Source organism: Pseudomonas fluorescens NCIMB 11764, from assembly GCF_000293885.2.
In the GTDB taxonomy this organism is placed as follows: Bacteria; Pseudomonadota; Gammaproteobacteria; order Pseudomonadales; family Pseudomonadaceae; genus Aquipseudomonas; species Aquipseudomonas fluorescens_B.
Window position 1 is genome coordinate 3895617 of the sequence record NZ_CP010945.1, and the last position, 24494, is coordinate 3920110.

Consider the following 24494-nt stretch of genomic DNA (forward strand, 5'->3'; position numbering starts at 1 on the left):
ATAAGAGCCGATTCACGACGTCCCGGCAATCCCGAGGTGGCTCCGCGAAGCCGTCTGACCTCGTCGCCATGCCGCGGGCGGCGCGCCGAACTCACGACGAAATGCTCGGCTGAAGGCCGTGTCGGTCTGGTAGCCGACCTCTTCGGCGATGCGCAACAATGAGCTGTTACTGCTGCGTAACAGGTTCGCCGCCAGCAGCATCCGCCATTGCGTCAGGTACTGCATCGGCGAAATGCCCACCAATTGTTGAAAGCGTTCGGCCAACACCGATCTTGACGTGCCGGCGGTGCGCGCCAGTTCATCCAGTGTCCAGGCATGACAGGGTTTTTTGTGCAACGCGTTGAGGGCGGCGCCAACGATCCGGTCACCCACGCCCGCCAGCCATCCCGTTCGTCCTTCGCCCTGTTCGTGCATGTACAGGCGCAGCACCTCGATGAATAGCACCTCGGCCAGTTTGGCCAGAACCCCTTCGCCGCCGGGCCTCGGCGAGCGTGCTTCAGTCAGTGCGTAACGAACCGACGATTCCAGCCACATGCCGGCATTCGAATCCCGCACATTGACCCGCACCACGGCCGGCAACCCGGTCAGCAACATGCCCGCCAACCGCGTGTCGCACGCCAGATAGCCGCACACCAGCCGCGTGACTGTGCCGCCACCGCCGTAGCTCAACTGCCGCGGACGCCGTGACAGCACCACGTCCAGCCGCGCCCCTGTTGCCGGTTTGAGGCCGGGTGCCGAGCTCATGCGGTGCGCGTCTCCCTGAGGGAACACCACCACATCACCGGCCGTTAATAGAAGGGGCGGATCATCGCCGAGTTCGACAAAACACTCGCCTTCGGTGATCAAGTGAAAGATCACCACGCGTTCGGCGCCGGGCTCCAGGAACGGCGCTGCCGTATCGGCGCTCGGCGACTGGTAGCACCAGGGCGCGGTGAACCTGGCGTTGATGAAAATTGCGCCGACCAGGCGGACGACGCGCAGGGTCTGGGACAGGGCGTCCATGGTGGTTTTCCCCTGTGGGCGGGCAGCTTTTGATTGTGAGCCTGTCGCGGCGCAACGCAAAACCTCCGGACGATCGGACAGTGTTGGCCGACGATCGGGCAGGACGCCCCCGGCCAGCAGCGCGATAGTGGTCACACAGGGTCTGCCGACCCTGTCATCAATAACAAGAATGAGAGGTTGCCATGCCGAAGTTCGTCATTGAACGCGAGATTCCGGGTGCTGGAACACTGTCAGAAAGGGATTTGAAAGCGGCTTCGCAAAAGTCCTGCAGGGCGTTGCGCGATTTGCCGGAGGTGCAGTGGCAGCAGAGCTATGTCACCGGCGACAAGCTCTACTGCGTGTACATTTCGCCCAGCGAAGAGTTGATCAGGGAACACGCCAGGCAGAGCGGTTTCCCGGCCAACAGCATTTCCCGGGTCACATCCATCATCGATCCCACCACGGCAGAATGAGCCGGGGATGTTCCACCCTGTATCGGAGCGGATTTAATGAGTACACCCATTGATCTCACTGCCCTGAAAAACCGCCAGATGGCCTCCTGGGCCAGCGGCGACTATGCCGTGATCGGCACCACCTTGCAGATTGTCGGCGAGCAGTTGGCCGAAGCCTGCGACCTGCTTTGCGATGAACGCGTGCTCGACGTCGCCGCCGGTAACGGCAATGCGACGCTGGCAGCCGCGCGCCGTGGCGCTCACGTCACCTCAACCGACTATGTCGCTGCCCTGCTTGAGCGTGGCGAAGACCGGGCCCGGGCCGAACGCCTGGAGGTCACTTTTCAAGTGGCCGACGCCGAGGCATTGCCTTTCGAGGATGGCAGTTTCGATGCCGTGCTTTCGACTTTCGGTGTGATGTTTACACCGGACCAGGCAAAGGCTGCTGCGGAACTGGCACGGGTCTGTCGCCCCGGTGGCCGGATCGGCCTGGCCAACTGGACGCCCGAAGGCTTTGTCGGCCAGATGTTCAAAACCCTCGGCCGCCATCTGCCGCCACCGCCAGGGGCTCAACCGCCCTCGAACTGGGGCACCGAGGCCTGGTTGCATGCGCACTTCGATGAGCGGGATTTCCTGCTCCAGGTGACCCGGCGGTTCTTCAACTTTCGTTACCGCTCGGCGGCGCATTTCATCGACACGTTCCGCACCTGGTACGGCCCGGTCCACAAGGCGTTCGCGGCGCTGCCACCGGAAGGTGCCACAGCCCTTGAAGGGGATCTGACCGAGCTGATAAACCACATGAACCGGGCGGGAGACAAGTCGCTGGTGGTGCCGAGTGAATACCTTGAGGTGGTGATCACAAGGCGTTGACCGGTCCACGCAAAACCCCTTGTGGGAGCGGGCGTGCTCGCGAAGGCGGAGTGTCAGGCAACATCATTGTCGACTGAAAGACCGCCTTCGCGAGCACGCCCGCTCCCACAGGGATGTGGGGTGTCTGGTCGATTGATTACTCATCCAGCCGCTCGGTGTACACCACCCAGACACTGCACGGCATTTTGTACAGCAGGTGCTCCACCGTGCTGCCGATCAGCCGCCCGAGGCCACGATGGCCGATCCGGCCCATGACCAGCACGTCGACGTCGAAGGCATCGGCATAGCGGGTCAACACCTTGGCCGGGTTGCCCATGATCATGTGCCGTTGCTCCGGCGCGATGCCGTTACGTTCGACCAGCTCGTGGAAGGCTTCCTCCTGATAGTCGAATACGGTTCTGGCCTTGGCCGAAGAGAAAAACGCAGAGCCATTGTCGAAGCCGAATTCGTCGGCGCTGATGGATGACAGGTCGTAGGCGTAGACCACGTCCAGTTCGGCATCGCAGACGCTCGCCAGTTTCAACGCTTCGTGAAGGATCCGGTCGTTGAAGCTTTTGTACTGATCATCCCGATGAAAAGGATCGACCGCCGCAACAATCCTGCGGGGCAGGGCATGCACGGCATGGCTGACGAAATGCAGCGGCACCGGGCACTCACGCAGCAGATGCACATCAAGAGGCGTGAACATCAGCCTTGAGAGCATCGAATGCGGCTCCAGCGCCTTGATCAGCACGTCCATCGGTTGTTCTTTGAGGTGAATCAGTATTTCTTCCAGCGGACGTTCGACCCACGTCACTTCGGTGGTGACCTTCACGCCGATCTTGCGCAACGGCCGGGCCTGTTCCTCAAGCCATAGCCGGTGTCGATCGACATAGCCCAGGCGCATTTGCTCCAGCGCTTTTTCGTTGACCAGGCTGGCGGTCGCCAGGCCTTCCAGATAATCGAACGCCACAATGTGCAGCGCCGCGTCTTCGGCCTTGGCCAGCGCCGCGGCCCGGTCGAAGGCGGGGCTGTGTTCCATCAGGGGCGAGGCGACCAGCATGAAACGTGATTGCTCAGACATGACAAACCTCCCGTGGGTGAACGAGCAGGTGATGGTCCCGTTGCAACAGCCTGGACATTGCCGCCCGGTGCGCGGTCATTCGACAGGCATTCAATCCTTCAAGTATTGACCATGTTCGACGTCCTGTCCGTCAGGTGGGCACAGGGGGCATTTGGCGTTCGCGCGGCCTATACCACTTTGGCGCCGCGTGCCTTTAGCAGTTCGCGCAATACGGAGCGATGGCAGTGCGCTTCAACCTCGCAATAGCACCCGATGGCCATCGAGGTTTGATGGGAGAGGGCCGCCAACAAATCGAGCAGCTGGCTGGCGGCAGGATGATTCATTTCAGCCTTGAACTTGCGCCGAAAAGCCTCCCAGGCTTTTTCGTCTTCTGCGGCTTTTGCTTCTGCAACCAGTTCCGCACTGGGCGACAACAGCGGCTGCCACACATCATAAAAATCACGGCTGGCAAACTCGGCTTTCGGCACACCCCGAGGCGGGCGGCGCACCGTGCCTAAACGCAGGCCTTCATCGGGCAGGCGAGGTGAACCGAGTCGCACGATATGAATGGGCATGGCGACTTACCGGAGCCGCGACCCGTCAAACCACTCCAGCGCCGTACGCCAGATGCAGATCCCCAGAAAGTAGGCCGACATCAGCAGCCAAAGCCCCATGACCATCGGGTTGATCACCGGGTGGTTGATCACCAGCGACAAGCTGCACAGCAACCAGATGGCGGTCACGGCAATGTTGATCGGCATGAACTTGCGCACGCGGAACGGGTGCAGGAATTTCATCCGGGTCACGGTCAGCAGTGCCAGGCCGATGACGGTGAGCAGGGTGATCCACGGCGACGGTGCGATGATGTACAGGCATAGCGCAACCACGTTCCAGGCCGCGGGGAAGCCCTGGAAGTAGTTGTCCTTGCTTTTCATATTGACGTTGCAGAAGCAAAACAGCGACGAGACCAGAATCAGCGACACGGTCAACAGCAACGTGTAGTCCGGCAATGGAATGTAGCGATAGATGAACAGCGCCGGGATGAACACATACGTGAGGTAATCGATCACCAGATCGAGGATCGAACCGTCGAAACTCGGCAGTACCGACTGGACATTGACCTTGCGCGCCAACGCACCGTCCAGCCCGTCGACGATCAGGGCGACGCCCAGCCACAGCAGGCAGTTGGTGGGCTGGTTTTCCAGCAGGGCGAGGGTTGCGAGGAAGGCAGTGACCACGCCAGTGGCGGTAAAACCATGGGCGCCCCATGCTTTGAGCCTGGCGATGTGTAGAGTCGAAATCACGGGGGCGTTCTCCAGAAAGTGAAGCAAGCCAGTCATCACCCTCGTCGATCGAGGGCGGCGGCAAACCGGGTCGGGTTGCAGGTATCGACCGGAAATCCAGGAATAAGGTTCACCGTCTGTGAATCTTAGCTGCGCCGCCAAAAAATACTTCGGATTAATCCTGAGGCTGTTCGTTTGAGAAAATGCTTGAGTGGGACTGACATTCTTGACGGTGGGGAATGTCCCCGGCGGACTGTGCTGGTACATATCCGTTTCTGCGGTAACGGCGGCTATGGGTTCCGCTCTTACAGCGGGTTACTTGGAAAAGCGCCAAGTAACCAAGCGCCAGCGCCCCTGACGTACGGCCTCCCGACGGGGCAGATCAAGATCAAAATCAAAAACAAAGCGAGGCGGCCTGATAGCCGACCTGAATTCCGTCAAGATCATCGGCGGTGAACACCCATGTCATGCCACCCGCCAATCCACTGTGGGAGCTAGCCTGCTAGCGATGGACGTCCAGACACCGCATTGATTCAGATCGCCCGCGAAGTCAGCCAAACGGTGCTGGCGCAATAGCCTGCGAGGACTATTGTTGCCTGACCCAACCCATGAGGACGTCGTCATGAATACCAGCGATTTGCTCGAACAACTCCTGCGAGCCGGCCAGGGCTCGATGACACAGCAAGGTAGCGGCGTACCAGGCCAGGGCGGCATGGGTGGCGGTCTTGGCGGATTGCTCGGGGGCCTGCTGGGCGCAGGGGGCGGTGCAAACAGCGGATTGGGCGGTTTGCTGGGAGGACTGCTCGGCGGCGGCTCCGGCTTGGGCGGTTCAACCCAGCGGCGCTCCGGTGGCGGCACCCAGTACGCGGCGCTGGCCTCCCTCGGCATGATGGCTTTTCAAGCGTATCAGGCCTGGCAGCGCAGCCAGGCGGCCGCGCCGCAACAGGCACCCCGCACCGTGGACCTGTTATCCGGCCCGGAAGTCGAGGATCACAGCCACGCCGTCCTGCGAGCATTAATAGCAGCGGCAAAGGCCGATGGCCGGATCGATGACGCCGAGAAACAGATGATCAGCACTGAACTCGGCCGCCACACCGATGACCCGGAACTCCAGCAATGGCTGGACAATGAAGTTGCACGTCCGCTCGATGCCGCCAATGTGGCGGAGGCGGCGACGGACCCGGCGATAGCCGCGGAAATGTACCTGGCCAGCGTGATGCTGGTGGACGATCAGCAGGACGCCGAACGCAGCTACCTCGATGAACTGGCGGCGGCGTTGCAGATCGATCCGGATTTGCAGGTGCATCTGGAACAGCAGGCCAAGGGCGGCGCGGCCTGACCGGTCGGCCTACACCAGAAACGTCACCCCGTGCGCTTCGGCAATCTCCAGTATCTGCGGCAAATCCTCCGGCACCCTGAGCCGGTCCACTGCCGCAAAGAACTGGCCGCCCCGTGGATCAGACACCACGCCGATCATCTTCGCCGTGGCGCTGATGTTCTTGTAGGCATGGATGGACCCACCGGGTATATGTACGTAACCGCCGGCCGAGACGGTGGTGGAAGTGCCCTCGACCGTCACCTCCACCTGCCCGTCAATCACGTAGAACGCCTCATCCCAAGGATGAAAGTGCAGTGGCGGGCCGCCTCCCTGCACGCCTTCCTGGATGTGCACCTCAAAGGGCTTGCTCAGATCACCGCCCGCGAGAATCGTGATCGCCTCACCCACGACATTGACCGGCCTGGGGGTTTTTCCAGACCCGATGACGTGAACCGTTCGCATGACTGCTCTCCCGAAGATGAGTCCACACCCGGTTGAGTATATTCACTCGAACCGCGCCGGGTGCGGCGGCGCAAGGCCGTCTGTCAGGGTAATTTCAACCCCGATTGAATTTTTCTCCGGGCAAATCGCTCTGCTGAATTAGAGACGTGATGATTCAGCGTCCTGCCACTGGCCATAGACCGAGAGATGCGCCCATGACTGCCCTGACACGACTTGAAGCCCAGCCTTCCCACGAGCACGCCATCCCGACTGCCGGCAGCCTGAAGCAGTGCTATGAACAGTTACTGCTGGGCGACGATGCCGAGCAACGCCGCGCACTCGGCAATACGTTCCTGAAAGCGCAACTGCAACGGTCCGCAGACCTTCCCGAAGAAATACCGGAGGACGTGTCGGCCCTGCAATCCTTCGTCGAGCAGCACAGCACCGAAGTGGCGCGCCAATATGCTGATTACCTGAGCGCCCGCAAGGAAGGCGGGCCACGGCAGTTCTTCAGCAACAAGGCCCACGCGCTGTTCTTCCTGCAAGCCGTCAGCCCGACCAAACTGGTGGACGGTGCCTGGTTGTACGGCCTGTTGCAGCACTGGCGCGACCCGCGTTACGAAGGGCTGATCTGCACCTATCTGGAGGAGTTGGGCGATGGCAACCCAGCCCAGAATCATGTGGTGATCTACCGCAAGCTTCTCGCCGAACTCGGTTTGCAGGACAGCGGCGTCATTGCCGACGAGCATTACCTGCAAGGCGCGATTCAACTGGCGCTGGGCGAATGCGCCGACGACTTTTTGCCAGAAGTGATCGGCTACAACCTCGGCTACGAACAGCTGCCGCTGCATTTGTTGATCAGCGCCTACGAGCTCAGCGAACTGGGTATCGATCCGTATTACTTCACCTTGCACGTGACCATCGACAATGCCAGCACCGGGCACGCGCAAAAAGCAGTGCAATCGGTGCTGCAACTGCTGCCGATCGAAGGCGATCGCGAGGACTTTTTGCGCAGGGTCGCGCTGGGCTACCGGCTCAATGACCTGGGACAGGGCAGTCGCGCGATTATCGAGTCGTTCGACCTTTACGCTGAAGTGTTGAACATGCTGGAACGCAAACGCCCGTTCGGCCAGCACATGCATTCCGACTATTGCCGGTTCGAGGGCAAGACCGTCAATCAATGGTTGACCTCGCGGGAGCAGTTGCCAGGTTTTCTCGATGCCATGGAAAACAAGGGCTGGATCAAACGTCATCGGGACCCGCAGGAAAGCCGCTTCTGGCAGTTGATTGATGGCGACGGTGCGGCCATGTTCGGTGTGTTCAGTCCTTACGAAAAGCAACTGCTGCACGACTGGATCTCGGGTGACTGGACAGCGGAGCGTTCAGCACCTGCGGCTCGCCGCCTGAGCAGTGGCGCGGTCGAGCCGGTGTTGCCCGCCAGCGACCCGGATATTCAAACCCTGCAAGCCGCGCTGGAAGGATTGTCCGCCGCCGAGCAAATGCCGGTGCTGATTCCGTGGCTGTCCGCCCATCGACACGCCCATCCTGCCGGCCTGATGGCCACGCGGCGATTCATCGAACTCAAATCCAGCCTTCGATAGGGTGCACGGCATGAATCAGGAAGAACAACTGGGGGCTGCGGATCTGGCCTTGCTGCAATTGGGGCGCCGCTTGCAAGCGGACGGTTACCGCTTTATCACCCCGACGCCGCTGACCCATCAGCGAGTCAATGACCGCGCGTTCGGCCAGAGTGCCCGGACCCTGCGCGAGGTGTTCGGTTGGTCGCGGCCATTCGAGCCGGGTCTGTTATCGGCGGACGAACAGCGGCAATTACAACAGGCGGGCGTTCTCGAAGAGAGCAATGGCCGGCTGAAAAGCCGAGTACGCTGGTCCAGCCTCGATGACCTGCTGTTCGTGCATTCCGGATTCCCCACGGACGCGGCCGACGCAGTGTTCTTTGGTCCGGATACCTACCGTTTTGCCCAGTTGATTCACGCCCATCTGCAACAGCGTCTCGCGCCGATCAGACGCGCCGTGGACATCGGCTGCGGCGCTGGCGTCGGCGCCATCGTGATTGCTCGTGCACGCCGTGAGGCCGAGGTGCTGGCGGTGGACATCAACCCGGCGGCGCTCCGCCTGACGGCTGTGAATGCAGCGCTCGCCGAAGTGGCCAACGTCAGTATTGAAACCAGTGATGTGCTGCAGGATGTCGACGGCACATTCGACGTGATCGTTGCCAATCCGCCCTACATGGCCGACCCGGCCGAGCGTGCCTATCGCCACGGCGGCGGGGCGCTTGGCGCGCAATTGTCGGTGCGCATTGTCGAGCAGGCGCTGAATCGACTGACCGCTGGCGGTTCGCTGGTGTTATACACCGGAGTGGCAATGGTCGACGGCTGCGATCCGTTTATCGCCGCGTTGGCGCCGTACCTGGATTCGGCCCGGTTCGGCTGGACCTATCGCGAGATCGATCCCGACGTGTTTGGCGAAGAACTGTTGATGCCCGACTACCAGAGGGTGGAGCGGATCGCAGTGGTCGCGCTGATCGTTACGCGTCTCGCTCCGGGCATCGGGGGCAGCGTTGAATCAGCCACAGGCGAGTGAGCCATGAACAAGAACCTGGATGACTACAACCGCATGCGCGACTTCTCGGCGACCTCTGAGCCGGCCGCTAAACATTCGGGCAAGAAAGCCGCGAAAGATCACGCCTTGCAGTTCTGCATCCAGAAACATGACGCCTCGCGCCTGCATTATGACTTTCGCCTGGAACTCGATGGTGCGTTGAAGAGTTGGGCGGTGCCGAAAGGCCCGTCTCTGGACCCCAAGGTCAAGCGCCTGGCGGTGCATGTCGAAGACCATCCGTTGGATTACGCCACGTTCGAGGGCAGCATTCCCGAAGGGCATTACGGTGCCGGTGACGTGATTGTCTGGGACCGTGGTGTCTGGATTCCGCAGGAAGACCCGGTAAAGGCCTACGCCAAGGGCAAGCTCAAATTCGAACTGCAGGGCGAGAAGCTCGGCGGCCTGTGGAACCTGGTGCGTACGCACATGCCGGGCAAGCAGGAGCAATGGTTCCTGATCAAGCATCAGGACAGCGCCGCCAAACCCGAAAGCGATTACGACGTGGTCGCCGCCGAGCCGGACAGTGTGCTCAGTGACCGGACAATCGTTGCGAGAAAACCGAAAGCAGCGGAAAAACCCAAGCCCATCAAAAAACCGGCGCGCAAAGTTGCGGCTAAACAACAGGCGGCGCAACTTACCGGTGCGCACAAAGCGAAAATGCCGGACCTGATGAAACCCGAACTGGCGACGCTGGTGGAAAAGGCCCCGGACGGTGAATGGAGCTACGAGATCAAGTTCGACGGTTATCGGATCATGGCTCGCATCGACCATGGCGAGGTCAAGCTGTTCACCCGCAACGGTCACGACTGGACCCACAAACTGCCGAAACAAGCCGAGGCGTTGGCTTCGCTGCAACTCGAATCAGCCTGGCTTGACGGTGAAATGGTGGTTGCCAACGAGCAGGGCGTGCCGGACTTTCAAGCGCTGCAAAACGCCTTCGACTCCGGGCGCAGCGGCAATATTCTTTACTACCTGTTCGACATGCCTTACCTCAATGGCGTGGACCTGCGCGAGGTACCGGTCGAAGAGCGTCGGGTCGCGCTGGCGACGGTGCTCAAGCCGAATGAAGATCCGTTGTTGCGGTTCTCCGACGCGTTCGCCGAAGAGCCCGACGCCTTGCTCAACAGCGCCTGCCAGATGCAGATGGAGGGGCTGATCGGCAAACGCCTGGGCTCACCTTACGTGTCGCGTCGCAGCAGCGACTGGATCAAGCTCAAGTGCAAGCACCGGCAAGAATTTGTGGTAGTCGGCTACACCGATCCGAAAGGATCGCGCAATGCGTTTGGCGCGTTGCTGCTGGGGCTGCACGACCGGGACAGCGGTCAGCTGCGGTATGCCGGCAAGGTCGGCACCGGTTTCAACGAGACAACGCTTAAGAGCATTTACGAGCAACTGAAACCGTTGCAGACCAGGAAGCCGTCAGTGGTCAATCCACCGACCGGTTTTGACGCCAAAGGTGTGCACTGGCTCAAACCCGTTCTGCTGGCTGAGATTGCCTTTGCCGAAATGACCAAGGAAGGCTCGGTGCGCCACGCCGTGTTCCATGGCCTGCGCGACGACAAGCCGGCCGAAGACATCACCGAGGAGCGCCCGAAAGTGGTGAAGAAAAGCACAGCAGAAAAACCTGCCACCCGCCAAAAGAAAAGCTCGGAAAAAGCCGCACCGGCGCCGTCACAACTCGGTCTGGGCGAGGGCAAGGTGCGGATCACTCACCCGGACCGGGTCATCGACGCCAGCAGCGGCACGACCAAAGTGCAGCTGGCGGAGTATTACGCCCGCGTCGCCGAATGGATTCTGCCCGAATTGAAAGACCGGCCCGTGGCGCTGGTTCGTGCGCCGGACGGTATTGCCGGTGAATTGTTTTTCCAGAAGAACGCCGAACGCCTGGCCATTCCCGGGATTACCACACTCGACAAGGAACTCACCGGTCAGCCGATCATGATCATCAACAGCGCCGAAGCACTGATCGGTGCCGTACAGATGAGCACCGTCGAGCTGCATACCTGGAACGCCACGTCGGACAACCTCGACAAGCCCGATCGCTTCGTTCTCGACCTCGACCCGGACCCGGCGCTGCCGTGGAAAAGCATGGTCGAGGCGACTCAGCTGACGCTGTCGGTGCTGGATGAGCTGGGGCTCAAGGCTTTTCTCAAGACCAGCGGCGGTAAAGGCATTCACCTCGTGGTGCCGCTGACCCGCAAGCTCGGCTGGGATGAAGTGAAGGATTTCAGCCACGCCATCGTCAGTCACATGGCCAAACTGTTGCCGGAACGGTTTTCCGCGGTGTCGGGGCCGAAGAACCGGGTGGGTCGGATCTTCATCGATTACCTGCGCAACGGCCTCGGCGCCACCACCATTTGTGCCTACGCCGCCCGCACCCGCGAAGGGCTGCCGGTGTCGGTGCCGATCTTTCGCGAGGAGGTGGCCGGGCTCAAGGGCGGCAATCAGTGGAACATCCACACGGTGCATGAGCGCTTGGCCGAGGTGGGCGACGGGCCTTGGGCCGACCTGAAGAAAACGAAACAGACGATTACTGCCGAGATGCGGCGGCGGGTGGGGATGAAGAAGTAGCCTTTTCAGCCGGATTAATATGCTCTGATGTGCGCGATGGACAGGGTGGTGGCCCTTTAGTAGCATCGCGCCCTCTCCATAGCCTTCGCGCGTCAGGGACGATCCAATGCCGGTTTCCTTCAATCGCTCCACACGCGTCATTGCTGTCGCGGCGCTTCTGTCCGCTCTGCTCAGCGGCTGCGCCGTCAAAGACACTTACACCGATGCCACCGAGCCCGACGCCGCCAAGGTGCGCTTCATCGCCAACACCAGCAATGCGAAGCTCTACTACTACGATCCGGAACATTGTCAGGGGCGAGTCACCGGTGAACTCAACAACCTGTACGCCCGTGATACCGAGCGTCGGGTGGGCATGAGTGTCGCGCCGCCGGCCGATGCCAGGGGCTATCTGGAGATCAAGGTCAAACCCGACCAGGATAATTACCTGCACCTCGCCACGAGTGGCAGCAACTGGGTGTGTGTCACCAGTTTGAGCCTGACACCCGAGCGCAATGCTGAATACGAGGTGACGTTAAATCTGCGCGACGGCCGTTGCGGCGTGCTGTTGAATCAGTTGAAGCGCATCGATGGCCGTGCGGTGCGGTTGCCGATGCCGGTCATGGACAAGGGCTTGCCTGCCTGTGTCGGTCGCGGCACGTCATTCCCGGCGCTTCCGCCCGCGCTCCCCGACACGCCTCAGCGGGTGATGTTGATAGAGCGGATCTTCGACGGTGCGACCATCGCCGGCATGAAACCGGACCCGGCCAAGGACAGCAGCGAACGCTACACACCGGAAAAACTCGACAAGCTGATTGCCGAACGCAAGGCGAAGCTGGGCTTTACCCTGCCGGACGATTACTGGACCCTGTACCGCCAGAACCTGATTGCCTTCGACGAAGAAGCGGCGGGAAACAAGGCGGAAACGTTCAAGCGTTACAGCGACAAATACCGTCTGCGCCTGCAACGACTGACCGATCAGCAACTGGAACAATGGGCACATCCTGAGGACAAGGCGTCCAGGCCTACGCACTTTGCGGCGTCTGAAGAGCGCAAGACGATGGCGAAGTTTTACGTCCAGACCAGCCAGAATCTGTTGCTCGAAACCATCAATCACCATCTCGACCGGATGGCGCAAATGGATCGGCAGTATGGCGTGTGCGCGCGTTACGCAGAGTGCTGGAAACGCTGACAGGGTGCCGGGCGGCGAGCGGCACTCGCCGCCCCGAACGTTTATTGCTGGCTGACAGCCGCCGCCAGCAGCGGCCCGGCCTGATCATCGGTGAGTGCCGCATGCACCTCCATGTTCATCAGGTCATTCCATTCCAGCACCCACTTTTGAATCTGTACGACATCATCGGTTTCTGCGATGCCAAAACCGCTCGAGCCGCCGACGGCATGCCAGCGCCCCAGCATCTTGACGCCGGCGGGTGGTGCCCCTTTGGTTTCGAGGAAACGCTTGATCACGCTGTTACGGTTTTGCGGACTGATCGACCAACTGACCATGAATAACATTTGCCACCTCCTGCTACGGACTGGCACCTGTTGCTCTTTGCGCGCCTGGCTGGCGCCGGACCACGGCCACGCCTGTTTCCCGTGTCTCCCTGACAGGGCTGAAGCAATTGCTCCCATGAGAAGGCATAGCAGCGCGGAACGGTTCGCGTATGACCGCTGATCCTCTTTTATTGCATCTGGAATTGATCGCGGCGCCTGACCGTCAGGTATCGCGCAACAGGTCGTTGGCGTTGAGCAGTTCGTAGGCGATTTCCGGACGTTTTTCCATACCGCGGCGAATGGCGGTCGGGATTGCCTGGCGGGTTTTGCGGCACAGGCCTGGCAGTTCGGCGATGGTGATGGCGATACCGCGCATGGTGCGGACTTCGTTGAAACCCGGGGCGACTTCTACCCGGATGCCCAGTTGCTCGTACATCCGTTGCTGTAACCGTTCGAGGTCGCTCAGGCTCTGGAGGTTTTCCAGGCGTTCGATCAGGCGCCTTTCCTCGGTGCGAGTCAGAAACAGGATGCGCAGGTCCGCGCCGGGTGTTTCCAGCAGCGGTTCACGCTCGCAGATGCAGGCACCGGGCGGGCAGGGTTGGCGGATCGGCAGCGGTGTTGTCATGGCGGCAATCATAGTGCGCTGTGTACTGATTTGCCCATAGGGATTGCCGGTGTGCTCGAGGGGGCATTGTTAAAAGCGCGGCGGTTTGGGGATGTATATCCGTTACCGCAGCAACGGATATGCACCCCAACAAAAATCCGTCGCCTCAGGCCAGCATCGATAACAAACCTCCCTGACGATCAAGCTTGGCCAGTTCGTCAAAACCGCCGACATGGGTGTCACCGATAAAAATCTGCGGCACGCTGCGTCGACCGCTGCGGCTTTGCATCTCCTGGAATTTCCCCGGTTCTGATTGAACGTTGAATTCCTGGGCTGCAATGCCCCGACTGGCCAGCAGTGCTTTGGCGTTGCGGCAATAAGGGCAGGTGTCGGTGGTATAGAGCGTCACGGTCTTCATAAGCGGTGCTCCCGAATTGAAAGTCGTTCAAGCATCGATGGCCGGGAAATCAATCTCGGTCAGGGCAACGTTGTTGAGATAATTGGTCAGGGTCTGCGACGCCACATGGCCGATCACTTCGACAATCTTGCTGTCGTCGATGCCGGCTGCCCGTGCCGCCTCGATCTGCTCGCTGTTCAAGTGACCCCGGCTTTCGGTGATCTGTCGGGCGAGGGTGGCGAACGCATTGAGCTGGCCATCACGGGCGCTGAGGATGTCTTGTGCAGACAAACCGGCCTTGCCGGCAAACAGGGTGTGGGCCGCCAGGCAGTAGTCGCAACCATTCACCTGAGAGGTGGCGAGGAAGATCGCTTCTTTCTCGGTAGCGCTCAGGGATGTTTTACCGAGGGTCGCGGACTGTTGCAGATAAGACGCAAGCACCGCAGGTGCATGGGCCAGCGTCTTGAAGACATTGGGCAGAAAACCGATTTTTTTCTGCACACCTTCCAGCAACGGGCGGGTGGTGTCGGTGGCGTGTTCAAGACTCAGGGTATTGATGCGGCTCATGATGGATCTCCGTAGATGACTGCGCGGTGTGCGCTGGGTACGGAGTCCATGTTATTGACGGACGCTGGTCTATTGGGTGCAAATCGTCGAGGATATACGACAGATCGTCCAGATTTGCCCTCGGGAGCCTGCCAATGGATCGCTTGTCTACGTTGCTCAGCCACTTCGGCGTCAGTGCCGGAACCTTCCACAGCGGCACGTTCTGTGGCACCACGGGTTTCGACGGTGAGCAGGCGTGTGGGCACCTTCATTTGCTAAAGGACGGTGACCTGACCCTTAAGCTGGCCGATGAGCGCGATATCCAGATCAACAAGCCCACCTTGATTTTTTTCCCCCGACCCTTCCGTCATCGCTTGTTCGCTGCAGAGACGTCCGACACACAACTGGTGTGCGCCTCACTGACCTTCGATGGCGGTGCGGGCAATGCGCTGGCGGCCGCCTTGCCCGATTACCTGGTGCTGGGGCTCGACGAAATACCCAGCATGACCGGCACGCTGGACTGGCTGTTCAACGAAGCCTTCGGTGGCATTTGCGGTCGCGAAGCGATGATGGACCGCTTGTTCGAAATGCTCGTGATCCAGTTGCTGCGGCACCTGTTGACTCACCATCAGCAAAGCCCCGGCATGATGGCAGGCCTGGCCGACCCGCGACTGGCGCGTTCCTTGAGCCTGATGCATGACACCCCGGGCAAAGCCTGGACCGTGGCGCAATTGTCATCGGCGGCCAACATGTCCCGGGCCAGCTTCGCCGAGCACTTTCGCCAGGTGGTGGGGCAGACGCCGGTTGATTATCTGGTGAGCTGGCGCATCAGCCTGGCGCAGAAACGCTTGCGTGAAGGCAAGTCCATCGCCCTGATTGCCGAGGAAGTGGGCTACGAAAGCCCTTCGGCGCTGGCTCGGGCGTTTCGGCGCAAGACTGGCGTCAGTCCGCGGGAATGGATGCGCAACGGGACGCTGCGATAGTTTTTTGTCGCCGGCCTTTCGGCGGGGGGGCGGAACGGGTCTATCACACCTTGGAAAGCGCCCAAAGCCCACGCTTGAGCCGTTTCATATGAATAGAGAGAACCGTATTCAACGGCATTTGTTGGCGTTTTTTTGACGCCATTCTCCGTAGAATTTTATTTTTATTTATTGTTGTGACGGACCATTGACGTAATGGCGATGTGCTTATAGGCTCCAAGCAACTGGGTAACGAATCCTTCATTCGATATCAGGAAAACCCTGTAGGCAGGGAGGCGGTCTTCATGCGTTCATCACTGGTTCTCAAATCCGTTTTGTTCTGTGTGCTCTTTAATGGTGCGGCCATTGCCACCGCTCACGCGAGCCATTTGGCCCATGAAATTAACCGCATAGCCGATTCTTGTGCAGCGTCCGGGCCAAAAGTGGGCGCGACAGCGGAAGGGCAGGCTGGCGCCCCTTCTACTGTCGAAAGCAAACTTGGCGCGACAGTCTCGCTGGGCGATATTTCTTCCGTTGATACTGCAAAAGATCAACTCAAAAACCTTATCACTTCTGTTGTCAAGGTGGGTGCCACCGTCAATAGTACTTCCTGTGACGGATTAATGGCGCAACTAAATACTGACAAGTTCACGGCAGATTTAGATGCACAGGCTAAAGTATTGAGTGGAGGAGCCGACGCGTTCGTTAATCAACCCAATGCAGTTCCGTTGTCTGCTGCAGCCTGGTTGTTTTCGTCGGCATTGTTCGGGTTTGTCATGGTCGCCAACCGGCGGAAGGTGTAACTAGCAGTTTGATTTTGCTGGCGATTAAGTGGCGCATTGATACTAGTGGTTGATATCAGTTTGATGTGTCAGTGGTTGGCGATGTATTGGCTGAATGACGGACTCTATTGAAAAGAGTGCTATTAATTTGGCGAGTAAGCATCGGGGGTCATATGTTTAACGACAAGTTACTGTTAAATAAAAAACTTCCTTCACTAGAGGCCTTGCTGCAGATAATTGATACGTCGGGCCGACGAAAAATGGCCGCTGCCAGCCGCGAAAAAATGCTCGTTGAGCGGTTACCGAGCGACAAAAATTGCGAGCGTGATTTGCCTTGGTTTTTGTGTGAAACTCTTGGCAAGGCTACTTAGGCGGAGGGATCCCGATGTTGCGTTTCTGGTTACCTGTGGTCTGCGCGCTGGCTGTCCTGCCCAGCATTTCCAATGCCGTCGCAAACGAAGCGAACTACCGGCTGAGTCCGGGTGATACGCTCAATGTTTCTGTTTGGGGCGAAGACAAGCTCAATAAGGATGTGATCGTTCTTCCCAACGGAAGCATCACCTTCCCGTTGGCAGGGCAGGTTGATGTGGTGGGTCTCGATGCCACCGCAGTCGAAGAGAAAATAGCGGCCAAGCTTGTAAAATTCATACCCGATCCGCAGGTGAGCGTGGTTGTCACGGGCACCGCCGGTAATCTCGTGTACGTGCAGGGCAAAGTGTTGAAGCCCGGCAGTGTCCACTTATCAGGTCAAACGTCAGTGCTGCAGGTTTTGAGCATGGCGGGTGGCCTCGACAAATTCGCCGCCAAGAATGACATCAAGGTCGTGCGACTCAATGGATCAAAACAACAGATCCTGCGTGTCGACTACAACGAGTTGATGTCCGGCGATGACATGACGACCAATTTTATTCTTGAGGCCGGCGATACGCTGGTCGTGCCTTAGCCTTGCGCGATGCACTAGGGATTACCTTGCTTTCTCTTCGAACCACCGGGGTTGCCACGGCAACCCTGATCCTTTCGTGTTCCGGTGTGGCCTCTGCGGCGACCTGGCTACCGGCAATATCGCTGCCTTCGACGGTTGAGTACGACAGCAATCCACTGTTGCTCACAAGTGGCGAGAAGGGCGTGACCCGCGCCATCATCGCCCCCGACCTCAACCTTGTCGGCACCTCCGGACGAGATGAGTTCCAGTTCGGTCTCGGGGTGTATGTCGTGCGTTCGTCCGATACAGATATCGTGTCAGATCGTGAAGACCCCAGATTGAGGTTCCGGTGGAGTCGCGAGACCGAAACCGGTGGTTATGGACTCACGGCCCGCTATGAAGAGAGCTCCACGCTTTCCACCGAGGTCCAGGAAACCGGCGTAGTGGCTTCCGACGGCACGCAAAAGCTTTATACCGTGGGGGGCAACTGGCGTACGGCGCTCAGTGAGCGAACCACTCTGCTCAACGAAACTGACTACACTCATGTCACTTACGACATTCCCACCCTGATCAACTATGACGAGTTGGCAAGCCGCTTTAGCTTGACCTATGCATGGAGCGAGCGGGTCGAGCTCTTCACCCGTATTGGCGTGAGGCGTTATGAGCCGGATGAGGGAACCGTGGCGTCTTCCTCCAATAGCTACACTCCCACGGTTGGCCTGAATTTCCAGGTCTCCGAGGCATTCAAGGGGTCGGTGTACGCGGGTGTCAATCAAGTCTCCGGCACGGGTGACGGTCCCACAGGCGAGGGCGGGGTGAACTTGCAGTACACCGGTGAGCGCTTTGAAAGCATCTTCGATGCCAGCCGTAGCACCGTCGCCAGCGGGGACGGTGGGTTCGTCGAGGCCGATAACCTGAAGGGCTCCGTGAGTTACCTCATCGATGAAACCCGACGCACCGGTCTTGATGCTTCCTGGCAGGACACCAAGGGGCAGACGCCGAATACCCTGGTCAATTACAGCGCCTGGATCAGTCAGGAACTCTCGCCTTTTTGGAATGCCCGCCTATTCTTCACTTACAAAGAACGCAAGCAGGACAGCTTGCCGGATGCCAGCGCAAATGTCGTCGGGTTGACCTTGACTTATAGTTACCCCGGTCTCTGAAATTCAGCTTTGTGATGATCTATGACTACTGAATACGAAATGTCGGTCAACGACTACATTGCAATCATCAAGCACCACGCGGTGCTGTTGATCGTCAGTTGCGCAGCGATCCTTGGCGTGAGCATCGCGGTCGCGATGTCACTCCCGCCCACCTTCGAGTCCTCCGGCACGATTCTGATCGAGTCGCAACAGATCTCGCCTGAGCTGGTCGCGGCGAACAACAGCACCTTTGCCGATGAGCGCATCGAAGTCATTCGCCAGCGCGTGATGACCCGAGAAAACCTGGCCGCGATCATCGACAAATACAACTTGTTCTCTACTCAAGGCCGGAATTTGAGCGTTACAGAGAAAATCGATGAAATGCGCAATGCGATTGGCGTCACCCTGGTCAGCGCCGCGATCAAGGGGCGCGGGGAAGTGACGATTGCGTTTCGCCTTTCCTTTGAGCACCGCCAGCCAGAGATTGCCACCCAGGTGGCCAACGAACTGGTGACGCTGTTCCTCAATGAAAACATTCGGCAGCGCACCGAGCGCGCCAATGAAAACACGGAGTTCGCCAAGCAGGAGGCAGACAAGCTCGAGGTTGCCCTGAATGCCCAGGACAGTCGCGTGGCGGAATTCAAGGAGAAACACAGCGATGCACTGCCCGAGAATCGGGAACTGCTCACGAACATGTTGACCCGCGCCGAGAGCGACCTCAAAGAGGTCGACCGTGACTACAAGGCTGCCCGCGAGGAGTTGCGTTTCAATGAATTGGAGCTCATTGCCGCCAATTCCGGCGTAGCGACCAAGCCTGGAGTAGCGGGAGCAGCCGCCGACAAACCACAGGACCTCGCCAGCCTCAAGGCGGAGTACGCCCGTTTGCAGACGCTGTATACCGACGCCCACCCCGATGTGCGTTCCGTGAAACGCAAGATTGCGGCACTTGAGGCGAACAAAATGGTTGCCGGTAGTGCGGCAGCGCCCGTCAATATGGATGTATCCAGGGCTCAGACGCGGATCGCCGCCACCGAGGCGCGAATCAAGTCACTGGCCGATCAGAAGCAGCAGACGGTCCAGAAAATATCCGAATACCAAGCGCGAATTATTGAAATGCCTCAAGTCGAGCGCGGCCTGATCACGCTGATGCGCGACCATGACAACGCGAAAAAGAAGTATGAGGAAATGCGCGCCAAAGAGATGAACGCGAGAATTTCCGAAAGCCTGGAACAGGAAAACAAGGCGGAGCGTTTTGTTCTTCTGGAGTCGCCGCTGATGCCTGAAAAGCCGGTTCGGCCGAACCGCAAGAAAGTGGTCGCCATGGGCTTCGTGCTTGCTCCGGTGGGCGCTGGCGCGCTGGTGATGCTGCTCGAGATGATGAGTTCGCGTGTGCGCGGTGCTGAAGCCCTGGCCAGTGTGCTCGGTAGACGTGTACTGGTTTCCATCCCCTACATTCACACCATGGCCGAACTGGAGCGCCGCAAGAAGTGGCGAACGCGCCTGATCGTGTGTGGAATCGTGCTGGTCGCAATCCTTTTGGTGCTCGTGCACTTCCTCTACATGCCTCTGGATCAGTTGGCGTATAAAACGCTGGGCCGGTTTGCATAAGGAATATAGACATGGAAATTATCAAGCCCGATACCGAAAACACCGAGCCCAAGAACTCGTCCAAAGCCATGACACCTACCGCGCATTCTTCAGGCCTGAACGCGCTCAGCTATGTGCAAACCAAAGTTGTCCCTTTGCGGCCGGACCACCTCGAGCGCAATCGCATTGTGGCGTACAACAAGAATTCGAATATGGGCGGGGCGTTCGATCTGCTCCGTACGCAAGTTCTGAAAGTCATGGAAGAAAATGGCTGGCGCACGCTCGCCATCACCTCGCCGACACCGGAGGCCGGCAAGACGGTACTGGCGATCAACCTGGCAATGAGCATCGCTCATCACACCACCAAGACAGCATTGCTGGTGGATTTCGACTTGCGCCGTCCGACCGTGGGTGCCTGCCTGGGCCTGTCGATGGAGAAATCGCTGAATGAATACCTGGCCGATGAAGCGGAACTGCAAGAGGTTCTGGTTAACCCGACCTTGCCACGCTTTGTAGTGCTGCCGACCCGCAAGCCGATTCCGCTCTCCACCGAGGTGCTGTCTTCGCCCAAGGTAAGCCACTTGATCAGTGATTTGCGCGAACGCTACAACTCACGGGTCGTGATTTTCGATTTGCCGCCCATCTTGAGTTCGGACGATGTCATTACCGTCCTGCCTAAATTCGACTGCGTCCTGCTGGTCGTCGCCAACGGCATGAACAGCAGGAAAGAGATCGAGGAAAGCCTTCACCATCTCGGGACAGCCAATCTGATTGGCACTGTGTTGAACAAAGCCGAGCCGCAAAACCGCTCTTACTACTAGCGCGTCATTCTCAAACGATCGGCGCTGGCGGCCAGCGCCGACTTCACTGCCAGGGATGCTTCTTTTCCCAACTCCAGGCGTGCGTCACGATCTGTTCCAGCGAGGCAAATTGCGGTTGCCAGCCAAGCAGGCTGTACGCCCTTTGGGGATCAGCCACCAGCCTTGGAGGATCACCCGCACGGCGTGGCGCATCGCTGACGGAGATCGCCTGGCCAGTGACACGACGCGCGGTGTCTATCACTTCCTGTACCGAGAATCCCTGGCCATTGCCGAGGTTGAACGCCGTGCTTGCACCGCCGGTCACCAGGTAATCCACGGCCAGTGCGTGAGCGGCCGCCAGATCGGCGACATGGACGTAGTCGCGAATACAGGTGCCGTCAGGCGTGTCGTAATCGCGGCCATAGACGGTGATGCTCGCACGCCGGCCGGAGGCGGCTTGCAGGATCAACGGCAGCAGGTGGGTTTCCGGTTCGTGGCGTTCACCCAGCTGTCCGTCAGGGTCTGCTCCGGCCGCGTTGAAGTAGCGCAGGCAAACCGACTTCAGCCCGTACGCGCGATCAAAATCTTCAAGCATCTGTTCCACCATCCACTTACTGCGACCATAAGGATTGATCGCCGCCTTGGGATGTTCTTCGTCGATGGGCACATACGCCGGGTCGCCATAAATGGCGGCAGTCGAGGAAAAGATGAAGCGCTTGACGTTCGCGCGAACCATGGCCTGTAGCAGCGTCAGCGTGGCGGCCAGGTTGTTCTGGTAATACTTGGCCGGTTCGGTGACGGATTCGCCAACCTGTATGAATGAGGCGAAGTGGAACACGGCATCGAAGTGGTGCGTGGCAAACAAGGTGTCCAGGGCTTGCGCGTCGGCGATGTCCAGTTCAACCAGTGTTCCGCCCGTCAAGGCGTCGCGATACCCCGTGGAAAAATTGTCCGCCACCACCAGCTCGTGACCTGTGCGCAGCAGATGCTTGACCATGTGCGAGCCGATGTAACCTGCGCCGCCGACCACCAAAAAATTCATCCTGTCCTCCTGGAAACTGTTGCTGTGCAAACGCAGATTGTACCGTCAGTGCGCAGCGCTTTTTTTCAAAAACAACCAATTGAAAGCCTGCACGCCGTCGAACTTGATCGTGTAGCGCCCATCAAGGTAAGTCGCGGGCAACTTCTTCAGTTGGGCCTGCGTGCCTTGGGTGTACAGCGTCAGGCCTGGCGGTCCCTGAATGCTGAGCGTGCCTTCAAGCGGCTCGACGTAAAAAGGTGTTTTGTCATCGTCTTTGGGGATAGCACGAGTGCCCAGAGAAATCAGCAGATCCTGCGACCGACCGACAGGTGCGGCGTCCAGGCTTTGCACCACCACGCTGGCATTGGCGGTCTTCACTTGAACCTGGATGTTGCCCAGGCTGATCGACTCGCCACCGATCCAGCCGGTGACGGCCTGGGTGCGCGGCGTATTGATGGTGTAGATGCCTTGTTTCCAGTTGCGCTTGAGTTCGCCCGTATCGGTCGTGGACTCGCTGGCATTGGCGTCCAGCAACGATTGGTCAGGATCATGAAACACCTGCGCATTGCTCGGGATAATGCCCGGCTGCAACCAGGGCAGTTCCGGCGTCTGTGGCATGGCGATTTGCAGCTTGCCTTTCTCCATGGCGGTACGCAGCAGAACCGAGTTGGCCGGTGAGACGGGTTTGTTGAACAGGGTGTCGGGTGTCGGTGCGAAGACGTAAGTCGTGTTGGCTTCGCTGACGTCGGCACGGCGGTAGAGCAGGGCGGCGGCGGGCAGGGTCGCCAGCATCGCAGGGTCGTTGTAGGCGTGCCAGTTGTCGGCCGTTACCCAGCCGCCGTCGAGCGGCTGCTGGCTGTAGGCATATTGCATCAGCGCGTCCCAGCCCTGGTGGCTGGCGGTGCCGGCGACATAGAGGGGCAACGAGTGGCGGTCGGGTGTCGGGAACGGTTCGTTGTTCCACTCGGTGACGGTCAGCGGTTTGCCGGTGACCTGGCCAGCGCTCATCCAGTCGACGATCCCTTCGGTGGTGAGCGGGTTTTTCTCCAGCTGCCCGGAGCCGCCATAGCTGTGAACGTCGATGACGTCGCCCGCAGTCAGGGCCGGCAAGGAACTCAGGCCATCGCCGCCCCAACTGCTGGTGGTGGCAATGGGTACCTTCACGCCCAATTCGCGAAGATGCTGGATCATCTCTACGTTGAAATTCCGTTCCAGATCGTTAAGGAACAGCTTGGCGGGGCCATGCTCCCACGAGCGCCAGGTGAGGCTTGCCGATAGATTGTGCTGACTGGCAAAGGCATCCGCCCGGTTCTTGTAGAGCTCCCAGTGCCTGGGAACGCCCTTGTCTCGCAGCAGGGCGTTGCCAAAGTGTTGAGTGACGTCATTTTCGTTGGTGATCAGCACGGCGGCGATTGCCGGATCATCTTTATAGGCGAGGCCGGTAAAGGGATTTACATGGGTCATGTAGGCTTCGGCGAAGCGTTTCATCGCCTGCTGAATGGTGATGTTCACATACGCGAAGCCCTTGAGGCTGGCATTGTTCTGCTCGTCTTTTGGCAGCTCGTCGAAGCCGAAAATGTTGTCTTTCGCCATCAGGGCTCGCTCGACGTGCATGTCGAGCCATACATAAATGCCTTCGTCTTTCAGGCACTTGATCCACCAGTCGATTTTTTTCAGCGATGCTGCGCTGAGTTGCTGAGTGTCCTGCGTTTGGTCGCGGTCACCAAAGATGTTGGGGCTGACCCAGGGGGAGTCATGGTGGTGCAGGCGGACGAGGTTGAAACCGAGTGCCGACAGGCGTTTGGCTTGTTGCTTGATTGCATCGTCGGACGTTCGGAACAGCGCATAGGACGTGATGTTGGTGCCCCAAAAGCGCGCCGGGGTGTTGTCCGCGAACAGCAGTTGTTCGCCGGACGCTTTGACGAAGCCGCGCTTGCCCGCAGGTTTTTCGCCAGCGTTGAGGAAGGACAGATCGACCGGAGAGGTTTTGATGTCGACCTTGTCATCTGGCCAGGTCTTCGGGTCCGTCAGGCCAAAACGCTCTGTCGTGGTGGGGCCGAGAACAACGTCGCCAGAAATGCTCAGGGTCGCTTTGACGTGTTGCTCGCCGGGTTTGATCGTGTTTTTGTAGAAGAAAGCACGTACCTCGGATGGGCTGCCGGGCTCAAAGTACACGCTCGCCAGCGCCGGCTCGAAACGCATCTCGATGCGTCGGCCTTGTGCATTGCCCCACGACCAGCCGCGGTTGCCGGGCAGCAATTGCGGCGTGCTCATTTCACCGGCGAAAAGGGCCGGGTCGAAATTGAAGACGATACCTCCACCCATCACGCCTGACTTCACGCTGTGTGCATTCAGGTCAAAGTCCCAGGTCAGTGTCTTTTCGTCTTCTTTCTGAATCTGCCCCGTAAGGTCGAAGTCCAGTGCTTTGTTCTGGCCTTCCAGGGTGTATTTGTAGGGGGCGTCGACCTTGAACCGGGTGCCGAAGGACGTCCAGTCCCAGTTACTCCCCCAGAAGGTAAATTTTGACGCCGCGACAGGGCTGCCGCCGCGCGTCAGCACGGGCAGGCCGCTGCGTTCATCGACACTGGCAACCCACTCCGAGGCCCAGGTACTGAACGGCCAAATGGCAACGCACAGGAGCGCCGGAAGCAGCATCGGAGTGCGGCGTAACAAAGTGGTCATTG

The 24494-nt window shown here is 59.3% G+C and carries 24 protein-coding genes; 13 read left to right on the plus strand and 11 right to left on the minus strand.

The window, feature by feature from the left end; translation table 11 throughout:
* Nucleotides 1–12 precede the first annotated feature (12 nt).
* Nucleotides 13–1002: an AraC family transcriptional regulator gene (locus B723_RS17985; RefSeq protein ID WP_017338033.1), complete on the minus strand. Its 990-nt coding sequence runs from the start codon at nucleotides 1000–1002 to the stop codon at nucleotides 13–15.
* A gap of 182 nt (nucleotides 1003–1184) precedes the next feature.
* Between B723_RS17985 and B723_RS17990 the strand changes: the two genes are divergently transcribed.
* Both B723_RS17990 and B723_RS17995 read left to right on the plus strand, forming a co-directional pair.
* Complete coding sequence (locus tag B723_RS17990; RefSeq protein ID WP_017338034.1) at nucleotides 1185–1454, plus strand: DUF4242 domain-containing protein; 270 nt, start codon at nucleotides 1185–1187, stop codon at nucleotides 1452–1454.
* 36 nt (nucleotides 1455–1490) lie between these two features.
* Nucleotides 1491–2303, plus strand: a complete 813-nt coding sequence (locus B723_RS17995) for a class I SAM-dependent methyltransferase (RefSeq protein WP_017338035.1) — start codon at nucleotides 1491–1493, stop codon at nucleotides 2301–2303.
* Between the two features lie 136 nt (nucleotides 2304–2439).
* Here the strand turns inward: B723_RS17995 and B723_RS18000 are convergent, their stop codons facing one another.
* From B723_RS18000 to pcsA, 3 genes are all read right to left on the minus strand, one after another.
* On the minus strand, nucleotides 2440–3366 hold the full coding sequence (locus B723_RS18000; RefSeq protein WP_017338036.1) for a universal stress protein: 927 nt from the start codon (nucleotides 3364–3366) through the stop codon (nucleotides 2440–2442).
* A 167-nt stretch (nucleotides 3367–3533) separates the two neighbouring features.
* The gene (locus B723_RS18005; protein WP_017338037.1) at nucleotides 3534–3920 is read right to left on the minus strand and encodes a DUF488 domain-containing protein; all 387 of its coding nucleotides are present in this window, start codon (nucleotides 3918–3920) and stop codon (nucleotides 3534–3536) included.
* Between the two features lie 6 nt (nucleotides 3921–3926).
* Nucleotides 3927–4649: a phosphatidylcholine synthase gene (gene pcsA, locus B723_RS18010; protein WP_031318729.1), complete on the minus strand. Its 723-nt coding sequence runs from the start codon at nucleotides 4647–4649 to the stop codon at nucleotides 3927–3929.
* Between the two features lie 601 nt (nucleotides 4650–5250).
* Here pcsA and B723_RS18015 point away from each other — a divergent pair.
* Nucleotides 5251–5967: a tellurite resistance TerB family protein gene (locus B723_RS18015; protein ID WP_017338039.1), complete on the plus strand. Its 717-nt coding sequence runs from the start codon at nucleotides 5251–5253 to the stop codon at nucleotides 5965–5967.
* Between the two features lie 9 nt (nucleotides 5968–5976).
* On the opposite strand, the gene B723_RS18020 is transcribed toward B723_RS18015, so the two are convergent.
* Complete coding sequence (locus tag B723_RS18020) at nucleotides 5977–6408, minus strand: cupin domain-containing protein (protein ID WP_017338040.1); 432 nt, start codon at nucleotides 6406–6408, stop codon at nucleotides 5977–5979.
* A 194-nt stretch (nucleotides 6409–6602) separates the two neighbouring features.
* Here B723_RS18020 and B723_RS18025 point away from each other — a divergent pair, with 194 nt between their 5' ends.
* The 4 genes from B723_RS18025 (at nucleotide 6603) to B723_RS18040 (ending at nucleotide 12748) form a co-directional block, all read left to right on the plus strand.
* Nucleotides 6603–7988: an iron-containing redox enzyme family protein gene (locus B723_RS18025; RefSeq protein ID WP_017338041.1), complete on the plus strand. Its 1386-nt coding sequence runs from the start codon at nucleotides 6603–6605 to the stop codon at nucleotides 7986–7988.
* Between the two features lie 10 nt (nucleotides 7989–7998).
* Complete coding sequence (locus B723_RS18030) at nucleotides 7999–8991, plus strand: methyltransferase (RefSeq protein WP_017338042.1); 993 nt, start codon at nucleotides 7999–8001, stop codon at nucleotides 8989–8991.
* 3 nt (nucleotides 8992–8994) lie between these two features.
* Nucleotides 8995–11580: a DNA ligase D gene (gene ligD / locus B723_RS18035; RefSeq protein WP_017338043.1), complete on the plus strand. Its 2586-nt coding sequence runs from the start codon at nucleotides 8995–8997 to the stop codon at nucleotides 11578–11580.
* Nucleotides 11581–11686: 106 nt separating this feature from the next.
* Nucleotides 11687–12748, plus strand: coding sequence for a hypothetical protein (locus B723_RS18040; protein WP_017338044.1), 1062 nt, complete (start codon nucleotides 11687–11689; stop codon nucleotides 12746–12748).
* Between the two features lie 41 nt (nucleotides 12749–12789).
* Here the strand turns inward: B723_RS18040 and B723_RS18045 are convergent, their stop codons facing one another.
* The 4 genes from B723_RS18045 to B723_RS18060 all read right to left on the minus strand — a co-directional run bounded on the left by B723_RS18045 (nucleotide 12790) and on the right by B723_RS18060 (nucleotide 14618).
* Nucleotides 12790–13071, minus strand: coding sequence for a DUF3303 domain-containing protein (locus B723_RS18045; RefSeq protein WP_017338045.1), 282 nt, complete (start codon nucleotides 13069–13071; stop codon nucleotides 12790–12792).
* Between the two features lie 202 nt (nucleotides 13072–13273).
* A complete protein-coding gene (locus B723_RS18050) occupies nucleotides 13274–13675 on the minus strand; it encodes a hypothetical protein (RefSeq protein ID WP_017338046.1) in 402 nt (133 codons plus the stop codon).
* Between the two features lie 145 nt (nucleotides 13676–13820).
* Nucleotides 13821–14072, minus strand: coding sequence for a glutaredoxin 3 (gene grxC, locus B723_RS18055; protein ID WP_017338047.1), 252 nt, complete (start codon nucleotides 14070–14072; stop codon nucleotides 13821–13823).
* A gap of 27 nt (nucleotides 14073–14099) precedes the next feature.
* Nucleotides 14100–14618: a carboxymuconolactone decarboxylase family protein gene (locus B723_RS18060; RefSeq protein WP_017338048.1), complete on the minus strand. Its 519-nt coding sequence runs from the start codon at nucleotides 14616–14618 to the stop codon at nucleotides 14100–14102.
* Between the two features lie 134 nt (nucleotides 14619–14752).
* Between B723_RS18060 and B723_RS18065 the strand changes: the two genes are divergently transcribed.
* From B723_RS18065 to B723_RS18090, 6 genes are all read left to right on the plus strand, one after another.
* Nucleotides 14753–15580 carry an AraC family transcriptional regulator gene (locus tag B723_RS18065; RefSeq protein ID WP_017338049.1) on the plus strand — a complete coding sequence of 276 codons (828 nt, stop codon included), beginning with the start codon at nucleotides 14753–14755 and terminating at the stop codon, nucleotides 15578–15580.
* Nucleotides 15581–15861: 281 nt separating this feature from the next.
* Complete coding sequence (locus tag B723_RS33690; RefSeq protein WP_017338050.1) at nucleotides 15862–16359, plus strand: hypothetical protein; 498 nt, start codon at nucleotides 15862–15864, stop codon at nucleotides 16357–16359.
* A 364-nt stretch (nucleotides 16360–16723) separates the two neighbouring features.
* On the plus strand, nucleotides 16724–17281 hold the full coding sequence (locus B723_RS18075; protein ID WP_017338051.1) for a polysaccharide biosynthesis/export family protein: 558 nt from the start codon (nucleotides 16724–16726) through the stop codon (nucleotides 17279–17281).
* 26 nt (nucleotides 17282–17307) lie between these two features.
* On the plus strand, nucleotides 17308–18423 hold the full coding sequence (locus tag B723_RS18080; RefSeq protein WP_031318732.1) for a hypothetical protein: 1116 nt from the start codon (nucleotides 17308–17310) through the stop codon (nucleotides 18421–18423).
* Nucleotides 18424–18444: 21 nt separating this feature from the next.
* A complete protein-coding gene (locus B723_RS18085; RefSeq protein ID WP_031318733.1) occupies nucleotides 18445–20010 on the plus strand; it encodes a GumC family protein in 1566 nt (521 codons plus the stop codon).
* Between the two features lie 68 nt (nucleotides 20011–20078).
* Nucleotides 20079–20810: a CpsD/CapB family tyrosine-protein kinase gene (locus tag B723_RS18090; RefSeq protein WP_238588342.1), complete on the plus strand. Its 732-nt coding sequence runs from the start codon at nucleotides 20079–20081 to the stop codon at nucleotides 20808–20810.
* A 43-nt stretch (nucleotides 20811–20853) separates the two neighbouring features.
* Here B723_RS18090 and galE read toward each other — a convergent pair whose 3' ends face one another.
* Together galE and B723_RS18100 are read right to left on the minus strand one after the other, a co-directional pair.
* Nucleotides 20854–21831, minus strand: a complete 978-nt coding sequence (gene galE / locus B723_RS18095; protein WP_017338055.1) for a UDP-glucose 4-epimerase GalE — start codon at nucleotides 21829–21831, stop codon at nucleotides 20854–20856.
* A 45-nt stretch (nucleotides 21832–21876) separates the two neighbouring features.
* Nucleotides 21877–24492 (minus strand): cellulase family glycosylhydrolase, encoded by a 2616-nt coding sequence (locus tag B723_RS18100; RefSeq protein ID WP_017338056.1) that lies wholly within the window; start codon nucleotides 24490–24492, stop codon nucleotides 21877–21879.
* Nucleotides 24493–24494: the final 2 nt, after the last annotated feature.